We start from the raw sequence: 22,871 nt of genomic DNA, 5'->3' as shown, positions 1-22,871 counted from the left end.
GGAGTGCAGCATGCTGCACTTTGGGTGAGGGGCAACTCCCCCAAAAGATCAGAACGGCGAGTCAGGGAAGTAGAAGCTCTCCGCATTGTCCTTGGTAATCAGCGTGGCATCGAGGATGTAATTGCCGCTCACCGGCACCTGGTCATAGAAATTGCCGGCCGTCAGTTCCATCGCGGTTGCCACCATCGCCGGCGGATAGAGCACGTTGACTGGAATCATCTTGTCGCCATCCATGACCTTCTTGATCATGTCCTTCGAACCGGCGCCGCCGATGACATATTTGATGTCTGTACGCTTCGCCTGCTCGATGGCTTCCAGCACGCCGACAGCCATGTCGTCATCCTGGCACCACACTACGTCGATCTTCGGGTATTTGGTGAGATAGTCCTGCATCACGCGAAATGCGTCGTCGCGGCTCCAGTTGCCGTACTGGCGGTCGAGGACCTTCACCTTGGAACCCTCGATGCCCTTGTCAAAACCGTCCTGACGCTGCTGGTCGATCGGGATCGGCAGGCCGCGAATGATGACGACTTCGGCTTCCGGCGTTGTCTTGGCGATGTATTGGCCGGCAACTTCACCAAGGGCCGGGTTGTTACCGGCGACATAGAGATCGCGGATCGTGTTGTCGTTGACGGAAGGCGCGCGGTCGACCAGCGCCACGAACTTGCCGTCGTCCTTCACCTGCTGGATGGCCGATACGAGCTGATCCGGATCGGTCGGCAGGATGACCAGTGCATCAATGCCCTGAACCGCCAGATCCTGCACCGCATTGGCCTGGCTTGCCGGGTCGGCAGAGGTCTTGACGATGACATTCAAGCCCTTGTGCTCGGCCATCAGAAGCTTGGCGACACGTTCGGCATGGAACACCACGCCGGCAGTCCAGCCATGGTCAGCCGCTGGAATGGAAACGCCGATCGTCACCTTCTTTGCCTCCTGGGCAAAAGTCGTCGCCGGCACCGCCACGGCAAATGCCGTCAGCGCCGCTGCGGCATAGCCCAATAATCTCTTGTGCATGTTCTCTCTCCCAAGGTTATGCGGGGTGATCTCCTCCTGACCGGACCTACCCCAGATGGCCCGGCCTATTGCGAATGCCTCCTCACTTCCGCATCAGCGACCGCTGCACCAGCATGGCGATGATGATGATCGCCCCCTGGATTGCGCCGATCAGATATTCGCTGACGAAGTTGGAAAGCAGCATGATATTGCCGACAATCTCAAGGATGAAGGCACCGCAGACCGTGCCCCATATACGCCCGACACCACCCCTCAATGCCGTGCCGCCAACAACAACCGCCGTGATTGCCTGCAGTTCCCAAAGAATGCCCGTCGTTGCCGAAGTCGAGCCGAGGCGCGGCACATAGATGATCACCGCAACCGCGACGCAAAGCCCCTGCACGATATAGGCAATGGTGCGCACCTTCTGCACCGATATGCCCGAATACCGGGCCACTTCCTCGTTCGAGCCGACGGCGATCAGGTGCCGGCCGTAACGAGTGCGATAAAGCACGAAGGCGGCCAGTGCTGCGGTGGCGAAGATGACGATGATCGGGATCGGAACACCGAAGACATCACCGAAATAAACCGGACGATAAAGCTGCTGCAGCTCGCGGTCCCGCACCGTGATCGAACCGCCTTGGCTGAGCCAGGTCGTCAATCCGCGATAGATGCCCATGGTTCCGAGCGTGGCAATGAAAGGCTCGATCTTGCCGACGGTCGTGATTAGCCCGTTCGCCAGCCCGCAGGCGGCTCCAAGACCAAGCGCCACCAGCATCGCGGCAACCAGCATCAGCATCGGGTCACCGATCGCACCGGTATTCATGAACAGGATCATCAGGCTCGCCACGAAAGCGACCATGGCCCCGACGGAAAGGTCGAGCCCGCCGGATGAGATCACATAGGTCGCACCGAGCGCGATGATCGCAATGAAGGCGCTGCGGGTGATGACATTGGTGAGGTTGGCGACGGAGACGAAATTCGGATTAGCAAAATATCCGAGCACCAGAAGCAGGGCGAGCGCGACGAACGGCGCAATCGCCGCCATGTCCCAATCCCGTGATGTCTTCGGTATCTTGGCCGTATCGGTCGTTGCCGCGCTCATGCCACCGCCCCCGCATTCACGCCCGTGGCAAGCTCAACGATCTCGTTTTCGGTCATGTTCTCTCCCTGAACCTCGCCGACGATCCTTCCCGTCCGCATCACCAGAATGCGATCGCAGATGCCGATCAGTTCGGGCATCTCGGAGGAAACGACGATGATCGACCGCCCCTCTTCGGCCAAGGCCGCGATGAATTTGTAGATCTGTTCCTTGTTGCCGATGTCGATGCCGCGCGTCGGCTCGTCGATGATGACGACCTGCGGGTCGAGCATCATCATCTTAGCAAGCAGGAGTTTTTGCTGGTTGCCGCCGGAAAGCTGTCCGGCAAGGATGTTTTTCGTCCCCGTCCGGATATCGAAATCCCTGATCGCGTTGTCGAGCGCTTCGGCCTCACGCTTCCTGTCGATCTGCAGGCCGCGAATGAATTTTCCGAGCGAGGCAAGCGTCAGGTTGACCCGAAGATCCTTGGTCAGCAGCAATCCCTTGCCCTTCCGGTCCTCGGAAAGATAGGCGACGCCGGCTTTCAGGCTCGAATGCACGTCAGTGAATGAGACCGTATGCCCATTCAGCACCACCTTGCCCTTGGCCGGGCGCAATCCGACCAACCCTTCCATCAGCTCCGTCCGCCCAGCGCCGATCAACCCGGCGAAACCGAGGATCTCGCCTTTACGAAGTGTGAAACCGGCATCGCGCGCAAAACCCGGAACGTCGAACCCTTCGACCTCGAGCACCGCCTGACGCACCTCTGCCGCATGCCGGTCGGGATAAAGCTTCGCAACATCGCGCCCCACCATCAGCCGTGCCATGTCCGCCGGCTGAAGTTCCGCGGCATCATGTGAACCGACAAGCCTCCCGTCACGCAGAACGGTAACACGGTCGGCAATCTCCTTCACCTCCGGCAGGCGATGCGAAATGTAGAGCACGCCGACACCCTTGGCGCGGATATCACGGATGACCTTCAGCAAGGCCTCGGTCTCATGCGGCGTCAGGGATGCGGTCGGTTCGTCGAAGATGACGATCCGGTGCGGCACAAGAAGCACGCGGGCGATCTGCACCAGCTGGCGTTGAGCGATGGAAAGCCGAGAGACGATCGTATCCGGGTCGATATAGCCACCGAGATCGACGATCGCCTGCCGTGCACCGGAACGCATAGCCTGATCGTCGACGACCAGCCCCTTCCTCAGCTCACGACCGAGATAGATATTTTGCGCCACCGTCAGGTCGGGCGCGAGCAATATCTCCTGATGCACCAGCACGATACCGTGGTTTTCCGCATCCACCGGACCGGAGAAACTCACCGGAGCGCCGTCCATCCTGATCTCGCCACGCGTCGGCTGATGATTGCCGGCAAGGATCTTCATCAAAGTGGATTTGCCGGCCCCGTTCTCGCCGATGATCGCGTGAACCTCGCCGGCGCGAACGGTCAGCGAAATATCCTTCAGGACCTCGATGATCCCGAACGTCTTCGACAGGCCGCTCGCTTCAAGCAGCGGCGGATTGATGGATGAATCAGCGGGTGCGGGGGATATAGTCATCCACCCGACCTCAAATTCACGAGCGTCGTGAAACGGCCGCCATGCGACACGCCCCCAACGCCTGCCTCCTCGCAAGCGATGTGGTGCACCTGAAATCCTCCCTGTATTTCAGGCTATCCAAAGATATGAGGTACGTAAAGCAGAATTGAACGTCAACTCTGCGTCATGATGCCGAACGTCTGAAGGTCCCGACCTTGGCCATCACCTCGCCGGGGATCTGATAATCCTTCGCGACATCGGGACCATTGCTCAGGCCACACAATTCCCGCTGGACAAAAAGCCCCCAGACGGCTTCGGCAGCGTCCTGCACCAGATCAAGGCGCTTTGCCTCAGCCTTGCCAGCAGAATCAGCATCCCATTTACGAAGCTTTTCAAGGCTGGCTTCTACCTGCCGTCCGTTTCGTCCAAGTGCGCTCGCACGCTCCTCGGCAATCTCGTATTCCAGGGCGCTCAATCCGCTCTGAAGCGACGGCGAACCGAAGAATTGCGGTGCACGAACTGACATGAAGATCTCCTTATGTTTGCCGCAAGGTTCTAGCCGACCGGTTGCCACCCCGATAATGCGCCATGTCAAAATGCTGTCCGAGCCAGACTTCAACTCTACGTTATAAAAAGTTGAACGCGAAAGTTGCGCGCCATCCCTGCTCAAGCTGCCTTGATGAAATCGATAAAGGCCCTGAGCGGCGCCGGCACCAACCGGCGACCGGGATAATAGAGAAACGGCCCCGAAAATTCCGGCCACCAGTCCTCAAGCACCGGCTCCAGCGCCCCGCTGTCGATATGCGGGCGCAGCCAATCCTCGAACAGAGTTACGATACCCGCCCCCGCCTTGGCGCAATCGACCGCCAGATCGACCCCGCCACCAGTCTGCACGATCAGCGCGGCAGGCGGGTCGATCAGCACCGTCTCTCCGTTCCGTTCGAATTCCCAATCCGGCATCGAGCCGCTGGCGAAACGATTGCGGATACAGGCATGCTGCATGAGATCGCGCGGATGTTCGGGCCGACCGCGCCGATCGAGATAATCCTTCGAGGCGACCGCGGCAAAACGTTGCGTACGCGGTCCTATCGGCACCGCGATCATGTCCTGCGCCAGTCGCTCGTCATAACGGATACCGGCATCGCAGCCCGCAGCGATCACGTCGACAAAACTGTCCTCGATCATCAGTTCCAGCCGAATGTCCGGATAGGCCGCCAGAAATCGCGGTACGATCGACGGCAAGACCAGCCGCGCCGCACTGACCGGCACGTTCAGCTTCAGCACACCCGCAGGCCGCTCGCGAAACCCGTTGACGACATCGAGCGCCGCTTCCATTTCCGCCAGCGCCGGCGCCAGCCGGTCGATGAGCCCCTGCCCCGCCTCGGTCGTCGCCACGCTGCGCGTCGTCCGATTGAGCAGCCGCACGCCAAGCTGGGTTTCCAGCCTCCGCACGGCATCGCTCAATCCCGATGCGCTGCCGCCGCTGATGCGTGCGCCCTCGCGAAACCCACCGGCCCGTGCCACGGTGAGAAAAGCCTGCAGATCGCTCATTTCCACGCCCATGAAGCATTCTTTCGATTGTCCGTTTCAGCGTACAGACTATCCGAATTGTACAGGCTTATAAAGGGAACGCACCGGCGCTATTTCCATTTCACCGAAGATCGCGAACAATCGGCGATCAGTAAAAGGAGCATCCCCATGTCCGATCAGAGCACATTCGATCTTGCAAAATCCGGCACGTTCAAGATGGGCAGCCATACGGTCAAGCGCATCGGCTACGGTGCAATGCAGCTTGCCGGCCCGGGCGTCTTCGGACCGCCGAAGGATCGCGCTGCCGCTGTCGCCGTTTTGCGTGCCGCCATCGAGGCCGGCGTCGATCATATCGACACCAGCGATTTCTACGGTCCGCATGTCACCAATCAGATCATCCGTGAAGCGCTGCATCCCTATCCGGACAATCTCACCATCGTCACCAAGGTTTCGGCAAGACGCGGCCCGAATGCCGAATGGCTGCCGGCCATGTCGAAGGAGGAGCTTACCGCCGCCGTCCACGACAACCTCCGCAATCTCGGCCTCGACGTCATCGACATCGTCAACTTCCGCTCGATGCACGGCATCCATGGCCCGGCGGAAGGATCGATCGAGGAACAGGTGACGGTTCTGGCCGATCTCCAGCGTCAGGGACTCATCCGCCATATCGGCGTCTCGAACGTCACGCCCACCCAGATCGCTGAGGCGCGCAGAATCACCGAGATCGTCTGTGTCCAGAACCAGTACAATCTCGCCCACCGAGAAGACGATGCGTTTATCGATCAACTGGCCGCGGAAGGCACCGCCTACGTGCCTTTCTTCCCGCTCGGCGGTTTCTCGCCGCTGCAGTCCTCGACACTTTCGGATGTCGCGGCACGCCTGAACGCTACCCCGATGCAGGTCGCCCTCGCTTGGCTGCTGCAGCGCTCGTCGAACATTCTTCTCATCCCCGGCACCTCGTCGGTGGGACATTTGAAGGAAAATCTGGCAGCCGGAGAACTGGAGCTGCCGCAGGACGAACTTGCCGAGCTGGAAGGCATTGCCGGCAAGAAAGCCGCCTGAGAACGAGACGCCGCGCCCGCAGGTGCGGCGTCTCTCCGCAAGCGGTCTGCCGACTTACCGCAGACGGCGTCAGCCTGCCCTAATCTATTCCGCCGTATTTTGTGCGGCTCAGAAGCTGAAATTCCCGATTGGGTCCGATGCGATAGGTTTCGGAGTAACTATAGCCGTCACTCTGGAACTGATGCGTCAACAGGCTACCGATCGGCGCTTTCTTGAGCTTCGTTTTCGGCTGTGTTGGATAGATCAGGCTGCCCGGTATCGGCTCCAGGCTGAATGCCGGGAAAGGCTGCCCAAGGACGAGAGATGCGATCACAGGTATGGCAACAGCTCTTCGCATGGTTGGCTCCTTTGGAACAAGGCTCCGAAACCGGGAAGGCTTCCACCCGATCTCAGCAGCCATTCACTGAAGTTTGGGTCGAAAAGAGCGTAATTATCATACCGGAATGCCGTTGCTGCAACAGAAAGCTTGCCCCGTTTTGAACAGCATATGGCCCGGGGTTTCCCCTAGGCCATATGTCGGCCTGTTCCGGTCAAGCCCGCAATCAGACGTATCTGTTGACGACGTTTTCCAGATATTCCTGGCGGCCGGACTTCGGTTCCGGATTGATGTTTTCGCGCTCCACCTTTGCGGCGATCTCTTCGAGCTTCAATTCGCCGCGCAGCATCTTCTGCGCATCCGCACTGTCCCACTTCGCATAACGGTCGGCGAGCGGCTTCGACAATGCACCGTCCTCCACCATTTTGGCAGCAGCCTTCAGGCCGCGGGCGCAGCAATCCATGCCGCCGATATGGCCAATCAGAAGATCTGCTGGATCGATCGACTGGCGACGCAGCTTGCTATCGAAGTTCGTACCGCCGGTGGTAAAGCCGCCCGCCAGCAGAACCTGGTAATAAGCCAGCGCCATTTCCGGCACATTGTTGGGGAACTGGTCGGTATCCCAGCCCGACTGGTAGTCGTTGCGGTTCATGTCGATCGAACCGAAGATGCCGTGAGCAGAGGCAAGCGCCAGTTCGTGCTCGAATGTATGGCCGGCAAGGATCGCATGGCCCTGCTCGATATTCATCTTCACTTCGTTTTCCAGACCGTACTTCTTCAGGAAACCGTAAACAGTCGCGACGTCGTAGTCGTACTGGTGCTTGGTCGGCTCCTGTGGCTTCGGCTCGACCAGGATCTGACCCTTGAAGCCAATCTTGTACTTGTATTCGACGACGAGATGCAGCATCCGCGCCATCTGGTCGAATTCGCGCTTCAGGTCGGTATTGAGCAGCGTCTCATAACCTTCGCGGCCACCCCACAGAACATAGTTCTCCCCGCCGAGCTTCATCGTCGCGTCCATGCAGGTCTTGATGGTCGCAGCCGAATAGGCAAACACATCGGGATCCGGATTGGTTGAGGCGCCGGACATGAAGCGGCGGTTGGAGAACAGGTTCGCCGTGCCCCAGAGCAGCTTTACGCCGGTCTCTTCCTGCTTGCCTGCGAAGTAATCGACGATCTCGTTGAGGTTCTTCGTGTTCTCGGCAAAAGTCTTGCCTTCCGGACGCACGTCGGCATCGTGGAAGCAGTAATAAGGCGCACCGAGCAGCGAGAACATTTCGAAAGCGACATCGGCCTTCAGCTTGGCCTTAGCCATCTCGTCGCCATACCACGGACGATCGAAGGTGCGCCCACCGAAGGGGTCGCCGCCCTCCCAGGCAAACGAGTGCCAGTAGGCGATCGCGAAGCGCAAATGATCTTCCATCCGCTTGCCCGCAACGATCTCATCGGGATTGTAGAAGCGATAGGCCAGCGGATTGGTGCTGTCCGGCCCCTCGTATTTGATCTTCGAAATATCGCCGAAAAATCCTGTGCTCATATGTGTTTCCTCCTTGGAAAGCCTTCTCTGAACAAAGATGAGGTACGTACCTCATTGCAGGCCGAAAATACGTCCATTCCGGCCCGGTTTTGAGGGAGGGGCTTCCCCCTCCCCGATAAAATCAGCCGGCAATCGCCCGGATTGCCGGATAGGCAGCGCGGTAACGCGAATAGGCAGCCTCATAGGCATTAGACAGCGCAGAAACCGGCTCGATCGTCGCTTCCGTCTTCGGGGCGGAGCAGACCGAAACCGGATCGGCACCGGTTGCCGCAATCAGACCGAGTCGGGCAGCACCGAAGGCCGCACCAAAATCTCCGTCAGCCGGAATATCGACGGGAACGCCAAGCGAGGTTGCGATCGAGGACAGCCAGTAACGCGAGCGCGAACCGCCGCCGATCGCCGTCACGCGGGAAATCGAGGTCCCGGCGGATTTCAGCGCCTCGAGATTGTCGCGGATCGCGAAGGTCACGCCTTCGAGCACTGCCTGGGTCAGAACGGCGCGGCTGGACTCGTGTTCGAGGCCGATAAACGCACCGCGGATAACGGCATCATTGTGCGGCGTGCGCTCACCCGAAAGATAGGGCAGGAAGGTGACACCGGTCGGCGCCTTCAGCGTATCCCCGAGTTCGCCGGACAGTTCTGCAGCCGATTTGCCCATCACCTTCGCATGCCAGTTGATTGCATCGGCCGCCGACAGGATGACGCCCATCTGGTGCCATGTCTTCGGCAATGCGTGGCAGAAAGCGTGAACGGCGCTTTCCGGCTTTGGCAGGTAGGATCCGTTGGCGGCAAACAGCACGCCGGACGTGCCCAGCGACACGAATGCCTGCCCCTCCTTCACCGTTCCCATGCCGCAGGCCGAAGCGGCGTTGTCGCCTGCCCCGCCGGCCACCACGACCTCACCGGAGATACCCCATCTGAATTTCAGTTCGCCGCGTAGCTTGCCGGCCTGATCGGTCCCTTCGACCAGAGACGGCATCTGAGCTTCGGAAAGATCGGTCGCGGCAAGAAGTTCAGACGACCATTTGCGCGCGCCCGTATCGAGCCAGGACGTACCGGCCGAATCCGACATCTCGGAAATGTACTCGCCCGTCAGCCAGAGGCGCAGATAATCCTTCGGCAAAAGCACCTTGGCGACCTTGGCAAAAATCTCCGGCTCGTTTTTCTTCACCCAGGCGAGTTTAGGCGCGGTAAAGCCGGGAAACACGATGTTGCCGGTGATCGCACGGAAACGCGGATCGGCATCGAGTTCCGCCGCCTCATGGAAGGAACGCGTGTCATTCCACAAAATACACGGCCGCAGCACATTATCCTCGGCATCGAGAAATGTCGCGCCATGCATCTGGCCAGAAAGGCCGATGCCCTTCACCGCCGAAAGCTCCGCCGGATGCGCGGCCTTGAGGCCGGCAATCGCCTCTTCGCAGGCACGAACCCAATGCGCCGGATCCTGCTCAGACCAACCGGAATGCGGGCGCGAAACCTCAAGCGCACCGCTCGCCGAGCCGATGATTTTCTGGTCGCCGTCGATCAGCATCGCTTTGACGCCGGAGGTGCCGAGATCGAGACCGAGATACATGTATTGTCCTTTCATCCTGCCTTCAGGGCATGTTGTCCTTCAGGAATATGTCGATACGGATACGCTCCTGCGCGGCAATCACCGACAGGCCCTCAACCTTGCCCTTCAGCACGCGGATCGCGCTGCGAACCTCGTGGCCGGCATCCTGATTGAGCACGGCATCGATGAGGTCTTCGGCAAGCGCCGCACGCGTCGTTCCGGTCAGTTCGTGAGCGACCACCACAGGCCGTGCCTCGCGAGCGACCTCGCGCAGCGCATGCACCATGCCGCGATTACCCGCGCCAAGACTGTAAAGGCCGATGATATCGGGATAACGCCCCAACGCTGCCGAAACGACTTCGGCCGTAAGCGCCGGATTATCCCGCGCTTCCATCACCGGTAGTACATCGAGCCGCGCAAAACTCTCGCCCATGACCGCCAGAAAACCTTCCAGACGTTCACGATGGTCGCGCACCAACATGGACCCGGCAATGACGGCGATCCTGCCGTCGCGCCCACCGGTGAACCGGCCGAGCAAATTGGCAGCCGTGCGTCCCGCCGCATGATTGTCGATACCGGCGAAATGATCCCGTTCCGATCCGGGAAGATCGGATACGAGCGTGACAACCGCAATGCCGGCATCCTTCAGCCCTGCCAATGCGGCATGCACTTCGTGCCCCTCGACGGCGACGAAGGCAACCCCGTCGGGCCTGTCGGGAACGATATGATTGAGCGCGTCCGCCAAGGCCGCGGCATCGAAGGGGGGCACTTCCACGATACGGATTTGCGTGCGCTCCGCGCCAGACCGCGAAATTGCGGCATGAACCTCGTCACGGATCCCGATCATGAAGGAATTGTCGTAATTCGGCAGCACGAAGACGAAGGAATAGGTCCGTCCCTTGGCCAGATTGGCCGCCGCCACATCGCGCACGTAGCCAAGACTGGAGATCGCCTGCTCGACGCGCTCGCGGGTAACATGCCTCACACCGGGCCGACCATTGAGAACGCGATCGACCGTCGCTAGGCTGACGCCTGCGCTACGCGCGATATCATAGACGGTGGGCTTCATGAATTCCTCCGTGAAGCGTCCTATCTCAGTTTTTGAGGTACGTAAATCAGAAAATCACGGCGATCGGGAAACGAAACTGAAAAGGGGTCGTCACCCTGCGGTAACGGCCCCTTTTCGGCGGTGGTTTCCTGAAATTTTCGCTGAACGCTCAGTGACCGCCGCCACTTCGCCCTGTGATCTGCGGCGAAGGTTTCTCGATCATCGCGACCCCCAGCACCATCAATCCGAACAGCACGGTGAGGATCAGGAAGACGTCGCTGAACGACATTACGACGGCCTGCTGCGTAACAAGATTGACCATCTGCCGGATTGCGCCGGTGGCACCATCCAGTCCGGCTGCGTTGAGATTGGAGGTCATGCTGTTCAACTGGTCGACAGCCGTCGGATTGCCCCAGTCCAGATGCTCGCGCAGCCGCTCGTAATGCACGTCCTGACGGTTGGACAGCACAGTGCTGATAATGGCCAGCCCCACCGCGCCACCGAGGTTACGCGTCAGGTTGAACAGGCCGGATGCGCCGCGGATACGGGCGGGCGGCAGCGTGCCGAGCGCAATATTGTTGATCGGCACCATGCACATCATCAGGCCGAAACCTCGCAGGATCTGCGGGACGAACAGCTCGTAGAAATCCCAGTCCACGGTAATCCCGGTCATGATATAGGTGCCAGCGCCGAAGCTAACGAAGCCCAGCACCATCATCGCTCTCAGGTCCATGATCGTCGACAGCTTGCCCGCGATCGGCGCAGTGAAGAACATCGCCAGACCCGAGACGAACATCGTCTCGCCGATCATCAGGCTGTCATAATCACGCACGCGGCTCAGATAGACCGGGTAGATATAGGTCAGCCCGTAAAGCCCGATCCCCATGACGAAGGAGAAGATCGACCCGAGCGCAAAATTTCGGTTCGCAAACGCCGTCAGGTCCACCACTGGAAACTCGACAGTGAATGCCCGATAGAAGAACACCATGGCGCCGACAGCCGAAGCGATCGCGCCGATGACGATCAGGTGGTCGTTAAACCAGTCGTTGGAATTACCTTCTTCCAGCACATATTCCAGCGCACCGAGGAACACGCCCATCGACGCTAGTCCCCACCAGTCGAACTTTTTGAAAAGCGACAGTTCGGGCTTATCGAAGTCGATGAAATTCCACGCAACCACAGTAACGATGATGCCCGGCACGATATTGACCAAGAACAGCCAGTGCCAGGAGAAGGCGTGGGAAAGATAGCCGCCGACAGTCGGGCCGATGGTCGGCGCAAGTGTCGCGATAAGACCGATGATCGGCGAGACGATGGCGCGCTTCGACGGCGGGAAAATGGTGAAGGCAGCCGCAAATACCGAGGGGATCATGCCCCCGCCGATAAAGCCCTGAATGGCGCGATAAACGATCATCTGATCGATATTCGTCGCCGTGGCGCAGAGCGCGCTGGCAACCGTAAAACCGGCAGCGGAAGCGGCGAAGAGATAGCGTGTCGAGATGATCCGCGCGAGCGTACCCGAAAGCGGGATCATGATGACCTCCGCGATCAGATAGGATGTCTGCACCCAGCCGATCTCGTCCGAACCGGCGGACAAGCCCGCCTGGATTTCAGACAACGAAGCCGAGACGATCTGGATATCGAGGATCGACATGAACATGCCGAGCACCATGGCGAAGAAAGCAATCAGCTTTCTCCGATCCATTGGCTCGTCTGCCGGCATGGAAGCGGCCGGCACTGATCCTGCAGTTGTTGTTGCGCTCCCAGCCATGGGACCACCTCCGCCCTTCGCTCAGGGCCTGTTTGACGAGGAGCCGGACAATCGGCTGTTAGTTCTTCGGCGCGGTGCGCGTATCGACATCGACCACGACACTTAAGCCAGCCCGAAGGCGACCCGTATCGAGAGCATCCTGCGGCAGCGCAATACGCACCGGAACGCGCTGGATGATCTTGGTGAAGTTACCCGTCGCATTTTCAGGCGGCAGCAGCGAGAAGACCGAACCGGAAGCCGGCGAGATCGATTCCACCGTGCCGGTGATCGGGTCGTCGCTATAGGCATCGACATGCACCTTCACCTTGGAACCCGGCTCCAGATGCTGGATCTGGGTCTCCTTGAAGTTGGCATCGATATAGAGCTGGCGGGTCGGAACTAGCGCCATCAGCCGCTGGCCCGGCGAAACGAGATCGCCTTCCTGAACCGAGCGGTTACCGACAACACCGTCATAAGGAGCCTTGAGCACCGTGAAAGAGAGATCGCGGGCCGCCTTGTCACGCTGCAGTTCCAGCGTTCGGATAGAGCTTTCAGCTTCGTTGCGCTGCGCTTCGAGGATGGTGATATTGGCCTGGGCCGACTTGATCGCCGCCTCGCCACCGACAAGATTGGCATGAGCCTGATCAAGAGCCACATTGGCGCTATCGAGATCGGCAGCCGTGCCGACCGACTTGGTGGCAAGTTCCTGTTGGCGCTTCTGGGTGATCTCTGCGCCACGAACGGCGGCTTCGAGCGCTACCTTCGAAGCCTGTGCCTGTGCAAGACTGGCTTCCGCACCTTCGACCTGCGCATCGATGCGCGAGAGTGACAGCTTTTCGGTCTCGATCGCCGCGTTGGCCTGATCGAGCGCGTTCTGATAGTCACCATTGTCAAGCGTGGCCAATACGTCGCCTGCCTTCACCTGTTGGTTGGCAACCACATTCACCTTGGCAACGAAAGCCGTGACCTTCGGAGAAATCGTGGCGATGTCGCCTTCGATATAGGCGTCATCGGTCGACACCATGAAACGGCCGGTGGTCCACCATTCATAGCCATACCACGCACCACCGGCGAGAAGCGCAAGCACGACAACCGGAAGCACGAAACCGCGCTTCTTTTTCTTCGGTGCATCTGCCGTCTGGGCAGGAGCCTGCGACTGTGCCGGCGCAGCCGGACTAGCCTCAGCCGCAGCAGGGCTTGCATCGCCCTGCTCCTGCGTCTTGCTCACGTCGATGTCATCGCTTTTTACTGTGCGCAGAGCGCCGGCATTTTTAGAAGCCGTCATGGGTATAACCGTCGTTGAAGGAGGTTGAAACCAATCGAACCGATCAGTTCGGAGCGTTGACATAGAGCCTTCTTTGCCACATATCAAGTCCAGATCGAACCAACCGGTTCGAAAAAAGTTGGAAATGGAAAAAATGACGCCGAAAGGGTTAAAAAAGGTCTTGCTTAAGGAAACCGTGAAGGTATCCGGCCGCTTTGCAGCGGGCGAGGACCCCGTAAAGCGCGAGCAGATCCTCGACGGTGCCAAGCGTGTTTTCATGCGCATGGGTTTTGATGCAGCAAGCATGAATGACATTACCCGGGAGGCAGGCGTCTCAAAAGGGACGATCTATGTCTATTTTGCCAACAAGGAAGACCTCTTCGTCGCGATGGTCGAGATGGAACGCGAGGCCTTTCTCGGCTCCATGAGGACTGTGTTGGCCAAAAGCGAGAATATCGAAAAGGGCCTTTACGAATTCGGCGTCACCTTTCTCGAACACATGACCGACGAAAAGGTCGTCACCGCGATGCGCACAGTGCTCGGGGTTCGTGAACGCATGCCCGATCTCTGTTCCCGTTTTTTCCGCGGCCCACAGAACCTGAGAACGGTCCTGCACGATTATCTGGGTCAGGGCGTCGCCGCCGGCACGCTGGAGATCGACGATCTCGATCTCGCCGCCGGCCAGTTCCTTGATCTTGTCAGCGGCAGCTTCTTCAAATTCCGCCTTTTCGGTACGATGCCAGAGCCACCGTCGCGACAGGAGATTGAACGTGTTATACGCGGCGCCATCCGCGTTTTCATGGCAGCTTATGCATCGGATAACAAATCCGTGATCGCCAAGGTCGTCTGAACTAAGCAAATTGTCGTTTGATAGGCGCAACCTCCTCTTGTTTTTAGGCTGAAAGCCCCCAAATGCGGCGGGCATTTACCGCCTTTGATTGAAAACAGGAGACATGGATGGACATAGCAGCGCTCTTAGCAGACCCGGGGGCCTGGGTAGCGCTCGTAACACTCGTGGTCATGGAAGTCGTGCTCGGCATCGACAACCTGATCTTCATTTCCATCCTGACCAACAAGCTGCCGCCTGAGCATCGCGAGAAGGCACGCAAGATCGGTATCGGCCTTGCGCTTATCATGCGCCTCGGCCTGCTCGGCACGATCGCCTGGATCGTCCAGCTGACCAACCCGATCTTCGAGGTTTTCGGCCAGCCCTTCTCCTGGAAGGACCTGATCCTCATCGCCGGTGGTCTGTTCCTCGTTTACAAGGCAACCAAGGAAATCCATCACTCGGTCGACACCATCGATCACAAGGAAGACCTCGTTGGTGCCGGCGCGGAAGTGGTGAAGATGAGCTTCAGCGCGGCCATCGTGCAGATCCTGATCCTCGACCTCGTCTTCTCGATCGACAGTATCATTACTGCGGTCGGCATGACCCCGCACCTGCCGATCATGATCGTCGCCGTCGTCGCAGCCGTCACCGTCATGCTGCTTGCAGCCACCCCGCTCGCCAACTTCATCGAGCGTAACCCGACCATCGTCATGCTGGCGCTCGGCTTCCTGCTGATGATCGGTGCGACACTGATCGCAGAAGGTTTCGGCGTCCACGTGCCGAAGGGCTACATCTACGCTGCCATGGCCTTCTCGGCTCTGGTCGAGATGCTCAACATGTGGTCCAGAAACGCCAAGGCCAAAAACAAGGCCAAAGGCGGCACCAACAAACTGCATTGATCCAAGGAAAAGGGCGCCTGAGGCGCCCTTTTTTATTCCCGCTATTTTGCCAGTTCGCGATCGAGAGCCTCGACCAACCGGCTGTCATCGGCAGTCACATCCGGCGCAAAACGCCCAACCACCTTGCCGTCGCGGCCGATCAGGAATTTCTCGAAATTCCAGACGATCTCCGCGTCATCGGCAACCTCCATGCCATGACCTCTCAGCCGTTCCTTCATCGGGCCGTCGCCGGTCGTCGCGACACCTGAGCCGGTCAGCGCCTTGTAGAGCGGATGCTTGCCCTCGCCCTTCACCGAAATCTTCGAGAAGATCGGAAATTTCACGTCATAGGTCAGCTGGCAGAATTCGACGATCTCGGCATCCGTGCCGGGTTCCTGACCCTTGAAATTGTTGGCCGGGAAGGCCGTGATGACAAACCCCTTGTCCTTCTTGTCCTCATAGAGCTTTTCCAGACCTTCATACTGCTTGGTCAGCCCGCATTTGGAAGCGACGTTCACGACCAGCATGACCTGCCCCTTGTAGCTGGCAAGCGTTGTCTCGCTCCCGTCAGTACGCTTGACGGGAATGGAAAGAATCTCGGTCATGGAAAACTCCTCAAGGCAATGCAGATGCCCGCCAGCTTAATACGCGCGTCCGGCTTGTCCATCACTCATGCCACTTCGTCGATCAGCACCTGGATAAATCCGCGCGAACAGCGCTCGATACGGCCAGTAACCCCATAGACCTGGTTGAGAACATGGGGCGTCAGAGCGTGTTGCGGCTCACCATCTGAGACAACGTGGCCGCCGGACAGAAGCACCAGCCGGTCACACCAGCGGCATGCGAGACCGAGATCGTGCAGGACTGCGATAGAGATGATCCCCTGTTCCTCGGTAATCTCGCGGATCGTGCGCATGACGCGGATCTGATGGGCAACATCCAGCGCCGAGGTCGGCTCATCGAGCAGCAGCACGCGCGGCTTGCGCACCAGCGCCTGCGCAAGACTGGCAAGCTGCCGCTGGCCGCCGGAGAGCGAGTCCAGCTGCGCCATGGCAAGATTGCTGATGCCGAGCCGATCAAGAACGGCAAGCGAGCGTTTGACCGCATCCGGATCGCGCGACGAGGCGCGAAGTGCCCCGATCGTTGCCTCCAGCACCGTCAGCGCTACCCGCTGCGGCAGGGATTGCGGCATGTAGGTGATCGCCCGTGCGCGCTGCGCCGGCGATTGCCGCGTGATGTCGGCGCCATCCAGATGCAACACCCCGCCCGCCTTGTGAAGGCCCGCCAGCGAACGCAGCAGCGTCGACTTGCCGGCGCCGTTCTGGCCGAGAAACGCGGTGATCGTCCCGGCAGGCATCGCGGAAATATCGACATCTGTCAGAACCGCCTTTTTACCGTAGCCGGCAGAGAGTTTTTCGACCGAGAGCATTACGCCTTCCCCTTCGTGCTGAAAATCAGGGCAAGGAAGAACGGCACGCCAATCAGCGAGGTGACGATACCGACCGGGATCAGCACGCCCGGCACGATGATCTTGCTGGCGGCCGATGCGAGCGCCATGACCAGCGCGCCGCACAGCATGCTCGCCGGCAGGAAGAAGCGATGATCCTCGCCGACCAAAAGCCGGGCGAGATGCGGGCCGACAAGCCCGATGAACCCGATCGTGCCGACGAAGGAAACCGAGGTCGCGGCAAGAATGCTGACGCGCAGCAGCGAGAAGAAGCGCAGCCGCGTCACGTCGATGCCGAAGGAACGCGCCCGATCCTCACCGAGCCTCAACGCCGTCAGCTTCCAGCAGGCAGCCATCGAGAAAGGCACGACGCAGGCCATGACCAGCGCCATGATCTGCAGCTTCGTCCAGGTCGAGCGGGTGAGGCTCCCCATGCTCCAGAAGACGAGCTGCTGCAGCGCCTCGGCGGAGGCGACGAACTGCATGATGGCGACCAGCGCGTTGAAGATGAAAACGAGCGCAATGCCGAACAGCACGAGCGTCTCGACACCCGCACCGCGCAAGCCGGAAAGCGCCTGCAGCAACAAGACCGAACCGAAGGCGAAGATGAAAGCATTGGCGGGAATGAACCACTCCGGCGGCAAGCCGGGAATACCGAGCTGCAGCACGATGGCAAGCGCCGCGCCGAAGGATGCGGCAGACGACACGCCGAGCGTGAACGGGCTTGCCAGCGGATTGTCGAGAATGGTCTGCATCTCGGCACCGGCAAGCGACAGTGACGCGCCGACAAGCAGGGCCATCAGCGAATAGGGCAGCCGCACGTCGACGACGATTGCCCGCACACCCCGGCTGACACTCTCCGGCTGGAAGATCGCGGCCAGGACTTCACTCGGCGACAGACCGGAAGACCCGACACAGACATCGATCACTGCCGCGGCGCAAAGTGCCACGGCAAGAACGATAAGCATCATCACTTTTACGCGGATCTTGCCATGGTAGGCACGGTCCGCCTCCGCCAGCAGGACTGGCGGATTGTGTTCGGCAATAGTCACACGATGCTCCGGTGCTTGAGAGCAATTCCAGCAGGGCAAAGAACCGGTCTTGCGTCAGGAATTGCTTGGAAACAGATAGATGGAGCAGCCTCGCATTTCAAAGATCAAGCGAAGCTGCTCCAGAAAATTACTGCGTTACCGGTGCCGAGGCGCCGAGCACGACAGGTGCATCGGGAATCTTGGTGAAGGTCTTGATCAGCGTCGCATATGTTGCGGCGGGATCTAGATCCTTGAAGGCTTCCGGATACATGAAACTCGCCATGTATTCGAGGCCGACGATGTTATACGGGTGGTTGTAGAACTGGTGATAGAGACCGTAGACGCGGCCATCCTGCACCGCCTTCATCGCGGCAAAGCCGTCGCGCTGCTCCAGCTTGCCGAGTGCTGCGGAAACCTGCTGCGGCGTGACGTTGTAGCCGAACGGAGCAGCCGAGTTCTCCGGGTTCGTCCACTGCGAACCGGACATGATGTAGACATCCGGCGGGTTGGAGCCGAGCAGCGCCTCGAGCGACACGGTACCCGTCTGGCCCGGCAGCAGCTTCGAGCCGATATTGTTGCCCTTCAGCGAGGTCACCAGCTTGCCGAAGCCGGTATCGCCATGCGTGAAGCAGCACCCGTCGCCCTTGTTGCCGGCCTTCGCTTCGACGAAGACGTTCGGAAACACGGTCTGTTTGGCGATGACGTCGTTCAGGTGGTCGAGGTGCTGCTTGTAGAAGGACACGTATTCGCCGGCTTCCTTCTCGCGATCCATGACCTTGCCGAGCACTTCGACGCTCTCCGTCGTGTGACCGACCGGCTCTTCCATCACGTCCAGATAGACGACCGGGATATCGAGCGCCTTCAGCTTGTACTCGATACCGCCTTCCTTGAAGGATTTTTGCGCCCGCATCTGAGCGACGACAACATCGGGCTTGGCCGCAATGACCGCTTCCAGATCGGTTTCACCGTCCTCGGAAAGGCTCATCACCGGCGGCGCCTTGCCGAAAGCCTGATCCATCAGCTTGGCAGTGCCCGGATCCGACTTGACGAAATTAGAGCTCCAGCCAACGACACGCGCATAAGGGTTGTCACGGTCGAGCAATGCAACGGTCAGCATGTCACGCCCATCTTGCAGAATGATCCGCTCGGGCTTCTTGGCGATCGTCACGGTGCGGCCAGCGACATCGGTGATCGTTGCCGGATAGTCGGTGGCAAACGCGGTGGATGCACCAAGCGCAAGGGCAAAGGCGGAAAATACGATCGGTCTCATGGGTGTCCTCTGTGTGTCCGTTGCATCAGATCTCCTCCCGGTTGCGGACCTACGCCTATTTCCTGACCAAAACAATCAACTTTTACTTGAAAAATGGACAGATCCTGACGACCCCACCCAATTCGCAGTAGAATTGTACAAATCGGCGATATCTCGCATCCGCGTTTGAAACGATAAGGCCTCTCGGGCATTATTGCGTCACTCGAAACCGCCCACCTCGCCGTACGCATACCCCCGGAGCCGCATGACAACCCAGCAGATCCTCGCCTTCGCCGTCATCGCCGCGATGATGGCAGTGTTCATCTGGGATCGGTTTCGCTATGATGTGGTCGCCTGTTGCGCGCTGGTTCTGGCCGTGGCACTCGGTGTTGTGCCGACCGACCAGGCATTTTCCGGCTTTTCCGACGACATCGTCATCATTGTCGGTAGCGCTCTGGTCGTCTCCGCAGGTGTCGCGCGCTCAGGTATCGTCGATCTGGCGATCAAGAAGTTCTTCCCCAATCTCGACACGCTGCACACTCAGCTTGCGCTATTGATGATTGTGGTGGCGGTTCTCTCCGCCTTCATCAAGAATATTGGTGCGCTCGCCATCATGATGCCGGTCGCTTTCCAGTTCGCCAAGAAATCCGGTGCCTCGCCGTCGAAATACCTGATGCCGATGGCTTTTTCGGCGCTGCTCGGCGGGCTGATGACGCAAATCGGTACCTCGCCCAATATCGTCGTCTCACGCATCCGCGAAGAGCTGACCGGCCAGTCCTTCACCATGTTCGACTTCACCCCGATGGGCGTCATCCTCTGTCTCGTCGGCATCACCTTCCTGCTCTTTTTCCACTGGCTGGTGCCCAGCCGCACGAAGGAAAACCACTCGATCGAGGAAGCCGTCGAGATCAAGAACTACACCTCGGAAGTGATGGTGACGGCGCAATCCACCGTGCTCGAAAAACGGCTGGGCGAACTGCTGAAACTCGGCGATGGCGAAGTGATTGCCAATGCCGTGCTGCGCGGCACCGCCCGCATGGCGCCCTTCCCGGACCTGAGCCTGCGGGAAAACGACATCGTGATGCTCGAAGGCCCATCCAAGGCGCTGGACCGCATTGTCTCGAACGCCAAGCTGCAATTGTCCGGCAAGCCGCTGACCGGCGAACAGGCGCAGGGCGATATCATATCGGTCGAGGCGATCATCAGCCAGGAATCGCCTCTGAAAGGCCTGTCCGCCAAGGAACTGGCGCTCTCCTATACACGCGGCGTCAATCTTCTGGCGATCAGCCGCCACGGCGAACGCTTGAAGGAGCGCCTCGGCAGCCTGACGCTTGCGGCCGGCGACGTGATCGTGCTGCAGGGCTCGCGAAAGACCATGCCCACCATCATGCAGGATTTCTCCCTCCTGCCCCTGGCCCAGCGGGAAGTACTGCTCGGCACCCGCCGCCGCGCCTTCATTCCGCTCATCATCCTTGCGCTCGCCATGGCAGCCACCGCCGTTGGCTTCGCCCCGGTGCCAGTCGCCTTTTTCGCAGCAGCCCTCGGCATGGTCGTCTTCCGCTGCATACCGCTGACCGATTTCTACAAGTCCGTCGACGGACCGATCCTCGTCATGCTGGCAGCGCTCATTCCCGTCTCCGACAGCCTGCGCACGACAGGCGGCAGCGACCTCATCGCCGGCTGGCTTGGCGAGGTCGCGGCCACCTTGCCTGCCTGGGGCGCCCTTGGCCTCATCCTCATAACCGCCATGGCCGTCACTCCCTTCCTCAACAATGCGGCAACGGTGCTGGTCATGGGGCCGATCGCGGCAAGCTTTGCCGCCAGTCTCGGCTTCAAGCCCGAAGCCTTCCTGATGGCGGTTGCGATCGGCGCAGGCTGCGATTTCCTCACCCCCGTCGGCCACCAGTGCAACACGCTGGTTTTTGGTCCGGGCGGTTACAAATTCTCCGATTACCCCCGCCTCGGCCTGCCCCTGTCCTTCCTCATCATCCTCGTCAGCATTCCGGCCCTGCTCTATGTTTGGCCGGTCGCCTAGCCCCGAGGGGCGTCACCTTCCCAAAAACCTTGACGCTTCGGCCTGAATATGGCCTAAGCCTGCCCCAATCCCTATTCCCGGAACAGGCTTGGCGCATTCGTTTGCGCCGCGAAATAGAGCAACACAATGATCAACCCGACCCCACGCGTCCGCATCGCCCCCTCGCCCACCGGCGAGCCGCATGTCGGCACCGCCTATATCGCCCTTTTCAACTACCTCTTTGCCCAGAAGAATGGCGGCGAGTTCATCCTGCGCATCGAGGATACCGATGCCACCCGCTCGACTCTCGAATTCGAGGAGCGGGTTCTGGATGCGCTGAAATGGACGGGCCTGAAATGGTCGGAAGGCCCGGATGTCGGCGGCCCCTACGGTCCTTATCGCCAGTCCGAGCGCAAGGACATGTACCAGCCTTTCGCACAGGACCTGCTCGACAAGGGCCATGCCTTCCGCTGCTTCTGCACGCCCGAGCGGCTTGAGCAGATGCGCGAAGGCCAGCGCGCCGCCGGCAAGCCACCGAAATACGATGGTCTCTGCCTGCATCTGACTGCGGAAGAAGTCACCTCGAAAATGGCAACCGGCGAAAGCTCCGTCGTGCGCATGAAAATCCCGACCGAGGGCTCCTGCGACTTTACCGACGGCGTTTATGGCGACGTCTCGATCCCGTGGGATTCTGTTGACATGCAGGTGCTCATCAAGGGCGACGGCATGCCGACCTATCACATGGCAAACGTCATCGACGACCACCTGATGAAGATCACCCACGTCGCCCGCGGCGAGGAGTGGCTGGCATCGGTGCCGAAGCACATCCTGCTTTACCGTTATTTCGGCTGGGAAGCGCCGGTCTGGATGCACCTGTCGCTGATGCGCAATGCCGACAAGTCCAAGCTCTCCAAGCGCAAGAACCCGACCTCGATCAGCTACTACTCGGCGCTCGGCTACCTGCCGGAAGCCCTGATGAACTTCCTTGGCCTCTTCTTCGTACAGATCGCCGAAGGCGAAGAACTGCTGACCATGGAAGAACTGGCCGGAAAATTTGATCCGGAAGCCTTGTCCAAGGCGGGCGCCATCTTCGACCTGCAAAAGCTCGAATGGCTGAACGGCCGCTGGCTGCGCGAAAAGCTGACGCCGGAGGAATTCGTCGCCCGCACGCTCGAATGGGCAATGGAAAACGATCGCCTTAAGCAGGGCCTGCTGCACTCGCAGAGCCGCATCACCAAGCTCGGCGACCTGCCGAACCTTGCAGGCTTCCTGCTCGCCGCCGATGTCGGCCTGACGCCGGCATCCTTCGCCGGCCTGAAGACCTCGCCGGAAGATACACTGCTGATCATCAACACGGTCCAGGCCGACATCGAAAAGATGGTCGAGTGGAACGTGGAAGCGATCGACGCGGAACTGCGCGCCGTTGCCGACAAGCTGGAGAAGAAACTCCGCGTCGTTACCCCGCCGCTCTTCATCGCCATGTCCGGCTCGTCCCGCTCGCTGCCGCTGTTCGATAGCATGGCCATTCTCGGCCGCTCCGTCGTTCGCCAGCGCCTGAAGATCGCAGCAACCGTCGTCGCCTCCATGGTGGGCGATGGGAAGTAAGAAATTCGCGACGCGCCCCCTCCCCTTGTGGGGAGGGTTGGGGAGGGGTCTTTCTTAATTCAGCAAGAGAAACCCTCCCCGTCGCTTCGCTCCGACCCTTCCCATAAGGGGGAGGGTTAGGCCGAGCCAACCGCGCCGGCAGAACAG

Annotated in this window: 20 protein-coding genes; 5 read left to right on the top strand and 15 right to left on the bottom strand. The window is 59.8% G+C overall.

Annotated elements, in window-relative coordinates; all coding sequences use genetic code 11:
- Positions 1–48: 48 nt before the first annotated feature.
- The 5 genes from MRBLMR1_RS01780 to MRBLMR1_RS01760 form a co-directional block, all read right to left on the bottom strand.
- The gene (locus MRBLMR1_RS01780) at positions 49–1,014 is read right to left on the bottom strand and encodes a substrate-binding domain-containing protein (protein WP_148143295.1); all 966 of its coding nucleotides are present in this window, start codon (positions 1,012–1,014) and stop codon (positions 49–51) included.
- Between the two features lie 82 nt (positions 1,015–1,096).
- Positions 1,097–2,098, bottom strand: coding sequence for an ABC transporter permease (locus MRBLMR1_RS01775; RefSeq protein ID WP_148143270.1), 1,002 nt, complete (start codon positions 2,096–2,098; stop codon positions 1,097–1,099).
- A complete protein-coding gene (locus MRBLMR1_RS01770; RefSeq protein WP_148143268.1) occupies positions 2,095–3,630 on the bottom strand; it encodes a sugar ABC transporter ATP-binding protein in 1,536 nt (511 codons plus the stop codon). Before MRBLMR1_RS01770 ends, MRBLMR1_RS01775 begins: the two co-directional genes overlap by 4 nt.
- Positions 3,631–3,793: 163 nt before the next feature.
- Positions 3,794–4,135, bottom strand: a complete 342-nt coding sequence (locus tag MRBLMR1_RS01765) for a DUF6665 family protein (RefSeq protein WP_148143265.1) — start codon at positions 4,133–4,135, stop codon at positions 3,794–3,796.
- Between the two features lie 140 nt (positions 4,136–4,275).
- Positions 4,276–5,172: a LysR family transcriptional regulator gene (locus MRBLMR1_RS01760; protein WP_148143264.1), complete on the bottom strand. Its 897-nt coding sequence runs from the start codon at positions 5,170–5,172 to the stop codon at positions 4,276–4,278.
- 135 nt (positions 5,173–5,307) lie between these two features.
- On the opposite strand from MRBLMR1_RS01760, the gene MRBLMR1_RS01755 reads away from it, so the two are divergent.
- The gene (locus MRBLMR1_RS01755; protein ID WP_148143262.1) at positions 5,308–6,201 is read left to right on the top strand and encodes an aldo/keto reductase family oxidoreductase; all 894 of its coding nucleotides are present in this window, start codon (positions 5,308–5,310) and stop codon (positions 6,199–6,201) included.
- Between the two features lie 79 nt (positions 6,202–6,280).
- Here the strand turns inward: MRBLMR1_RS01755 and MRBLMR1_RS01750 are convergent, their stop codons facing one another.
- The 6 genes from MRBLMR1_RS01750 to MRBLMR1_RS01725 form a co-directional block, all read right to left on the bottom strand.
- On the bottom strand, positions 6,281–6,538 hold the full coding sequence (locus MRBLMR1_RS01750) for a hypothetical protein (protein WP_500063528.1): 258 nt from the start codon (positions 6,536–6,538) through the stop codon (positions 6,281–6,283).
- Positions 6,539–6,743: 205 nt separating this feature from the next.
- Positions 6,744–8,054 (bottom strand): xylose isomerase, encoded by a 1,311-nt coding sequence (gene xylA, locus MRBLMR1_RS01745; protein WP_148143258.1) that lies wholly within the window; start codon positions 8,052–8,054, stop codon positions 6,744–6,746.
- Between the two features lie 121 nt (positions 8,055–8,175).
- Positions 8,176–9,630: a xylulokinase gene (xylB, locus tag MRBLMR1_RS01740; protein ID WP_500064027.1), complete on the bottom strand. Its 1,455-nt coding sequence runs from the start codon at positions 9,628–9,630 to the stop codon at positions 8,176–8,178.
- 22 nt (positions 9,631–9,652) lie between these two features.
- Complete coding sequence (locus MRBLMR1_RS01735) at positions 9,653–10,678, bottom strand: LacI family DNA-binding transcriptional regulator (RefSeq protein WP_148143256.1); 1,026 nt, start codon at positions 10,676–10,678, stop codon at positions 9,653–9,655.
- Between the two features lie 148 nt (positions 10,679–10,826).
- Positions 10,827–12,428, bottom strand: a complete 1,602-nt coding sequence (locus MRBLMR1_RS01730) for a DHA2 family efflux MFS transporter permease subunit (RefSeq protein WP_148143254.1) — start codon at positions 12,426–12,428, stop codon at positions 10,827–10,829.
- Between the two features lie 58 nt (positions 12,429–12,486).
- Positions 12,487–13,692: an HlyD family secretion protein gene (locus MRBLMR1_RS01725; protein WP_148143253.1), complete on the bottom strand. Its 1,206-nt coding sequence runs from the start codon at positions 13,690–13,692 to the stop codon at positions 12,487–12,489.
- 133 nt (positions 13,693–13,825) lie between these two features.
- Between MRBLMR1_RS01725 and MRBLMR1_RS01720 the strand changes: the two genes are divergently transcribed.
- Positions 13,826–14,521 (top strand): TetR/AcrR family transcriptional regulator, encoded by a 696-nt coding sequence (locus MRBLMR1_RS01720; protein ID WP_148143251.1) that lies wholly within the window; start codon positions 13,826–13,828, stop codon positions 14,519–14,521.
- 107 nt (positions 14,522–14,628) lie between these two features.
- A complete protein-coding gene (locus MRBLMR1_RS01715; RefSeq protein WP_148143249.1) occupies positions 14,629–15,399 on the top strand; it encodes a TerC family protein in 771 nt (256 codons plus the stop codon).
- A gap of 41 nt (positions 15,400–15,440) precedes the next feature.
- On the opposite strand, the gene MRBLMR1_RS01710 is transcribed toward MRBLMR1_RS01715, so the two are convergent.
- The 4 genes from MRBLMR1_RS01710 to MRBLMR1_RS01695 form a co-directional block, all read right to left on the bottom strand.
- The gene (locus tag MRBLMR1_RS01710; protein ID WP_148143247.1) at positions 15,441–15,983 is read right to left on the bottom strand and encodes a glutathione peroxidase; all 543 of its coding nucleotides are present in this window, start codon (positions 15,981–15,983) and stop codon (positions 15,441–15,443) included.
- A gap of 65 nt (positions 15,984–16,048) precedes the next feature.
- A complete protein-coding gene (locus MRBLMR1_RS01705) occupies positions 16,049–16,807 on the bottom strand; it encodes an ABC transporter ATP-binding protein (RefSeq protein WP_148143246.1) in 759 nt (252 codons plus the stop codon).
- On the bottom strand, positions 16,807–17,877 hold the full coding sequence (locus tag MRBLMR1_RS01700; protein ID WP_500063523.1) for a FecCD family ABC transporter permease: 1,071 nt from the start codon (positions 17,875–17,877) through the stop codon (positions 16,807–16,809). Before MRBLMR1_RS01700 ends, MRBLMR1_RS01705 begins: the two co-directional genes overlap by 1 nt.
- Before the next feature lie 127 nt (positions 17,878–18,004).
- On the bottom strand, positions 18,005–19,126 hold the full coding sequence (locus MRBLMR1_RS01695; RefSeq protein WP_500063521.1) for an ABC transporter substrate-binding protein: 1,122 nt from the start codon (positions 19,124–19,126) through the stop codon (positions 18,005–18,007).
- Between the two features lie 244 nt (positions 19,127–19,370).
- Here MRBLMR1_RS01695 and MRBLMR1_RS01690 point away from each other — a divergent pair, with 244 nt between their 5' ends.
- On the top strand, positions 19,371–21,140 hold the full coding sequence (locus MRBLMR1_RS01690) for an SLC13 family permease (protein ID WP_148143242.1): 1,770 nt from the start codon (positions 19,371–19,373) through the stop codon (positions 21,138–21,140).
- Between the two features lie 126 nt (positions 21,141–21,266).
- On the top strand, positions 21,267–22,724 hold the full coding sequence (gltX, locus tag MRBLMR1_RS01685; RefSeq protein ID WP_148143240.1) for a glutamate--tRNA ligase: 1,458 nt from the start codon (positions 21,267–21,269) through the stop codon (positions 22,722–22,724).
- Positions 22,725–22,871: the final 147 nt, after the last annotated feature.

This window comes from Neorhizobium sp. LMR1-1-1.1 (assembly GCF_040675795.1).
Taxonomy (GTDB): Bacteria; Pseudomonadota; Alphaproteobacteria; order Rhizobiales; family Rhizobiaceae; genus Neorhizobium; species Neorhizobium cellulosilyticum.
The sequence above is the reverse complement of the archived record's forward strand: the minus strand, read 5'-3'. Positions and strand labels throughout refer to the sequence as shown.

What these genes read in the sequence shown, in the direction of transcription:
- gltX (WP_148143240.1), top strand. Translation starts at nt 21,267, where the DNA reads ATGATCAACCCGACCCCACGCGTCCGCATCGCCCCCTCGCCCACCGGC.
- MRBLMR1_RS01780 (WP_148143295.1), bottom strand. Translation starts at nt 1,014, where the DNA reads ATGCACAAGAGATTATTGGGCTATGCCGCAGCGGCGCTGACGGCATTT.
- MRBLMR1_RS01765 (WP_148143265.1), bottom strand. Translation starts at nt 4,135, where the DNA reads ATGTCAGTTCGTGCACCGCAATTCTTCGGTTCGCCGTCGCTTCAGAGC.
- xylA (WP_148143258.1), bottom strand. Translation starts at nt 8,054, where the DNA reads ATGAGCACAGGATTTTTCGGCGATATTTCGAAGATCAAATACGAGGGG.
- MRBLMR1_RS01750 (WP_500063528.1), bottom strand. Translation starts at nt 6,538, where the DNA reads ATGCGAAGAGCTGTTGCCATACCTGTGATCGCATCTCTCGTCCTTGGG.
- MRBLMR1_RS01730 (WP_148143254.1), bottom strand. Translation starts at nt 12,428, where the DNA reads ATGGCTGGGAGCGCAACAACAACTGCAGGATCAGTGCCGGCCGCTTCC.
- MRBLMR1_RS01760 (WP_148143264.1), bottom strand. Translation starts at nt 5,172, where the DNA reads ATGGGCGTGGAAATGAGCGATCTGCAGGCTTTTCTCACCGTGGCACGG.
- MRBLMR1_RS01710 (WP_148143247.1), bottom strand. Translation starts at nt 15,983, where the DNA reads ATGACCGAGATTCTTTCCATTCCCGTCAAGCGTACTGACGGGAGCGAG.
- MRBLMR1_RS01715 (WP_148143249.1), top strand. Translation starts at nt 14,629, where the DNA reads ATGGACATAGCAGCGCTCTTAGCAGACCCGGGGGCCTGGGTAGCGCTC.
- MRBLMR1_RS01770 (WP_148143268.1), bottom strand. Translation starts at nt 3,630, where the DNA reads ATGACTATATCCCCCGCACCCGCTGATTCATCCATCAATCCGCCGCTG.
- MRBLMR1_RS01775 (WP_148143270.1), bottom strand. Translation starts at nt 2,098, where the DNA reads ATGAGCGCGGCAACGACCGATACGGCCAAGATACCGAAGACATCACGG.
- MRBLMR1_RS01705 (WP_148143246.1), bottom strand. Translation starts at nt 16,807, where the DNA reads ATGCTCTCGGTCGAAAAACTCTCTGCCGGCTACGGTAAAAAGGCGGTT.
- MRBLMR1_RS01720 (WP_148143251.1), top strand. Translation starts at nt 13,826, where the DNA reads ATGACGCCGAAAGGGTTAAAAAAGGTCTTGCTTAAGGAAACCGTGAAG.
- MRBLMR1_RS01755 (WP_148143262.1), top strand. Translation starts at nt 5,308, where the DNA reads ATGTCCGATCAGAGCACATTCGATCTTGCAAAATCCGGCACGTTCAAG.
- xylB (WP_500064027.1), bottom strand. Translation starts at nt 9,630, where the DNA reads ATGTATCTCGGTCTCGATCTCGGCACCTCCGGCGTCAAAGCGATGCTG.
- MRBLMR1_RS01725 (WP_148143253.1), bottom strand. Translation starts at nt 13,692, where the DNA reads ATGACGGCTTCTAAAAATGCCGGCGCTCTGCGCACAGTAAAAAGCGAT.
- MRBLMR1_RS01690 (WP_148143242.1), top strand. Translation starts at nt 19,371, where the DNA reads ATGACAACCCAGCAGATCCTCGCCTTCGCCGTCATCGCCGCGATGATG.
- MRBLMR1_RS01735 (WP_148143256.1), bottom strand. Translation starts at nt 10,678, where the DNA reads ATGAAGCCCACCGTCTATGATATCGCGCGTAGCGCAGGCGTCAGCCTA.
- MRBLMR1_RS01695 (WP_500063521.1), bottom strand. Translation starts at nt 19,126, where the DNA reads ATGAGACCGATCGTATTTTCCGCCTTTGCCCTTGCGCTTGGTGCATCC.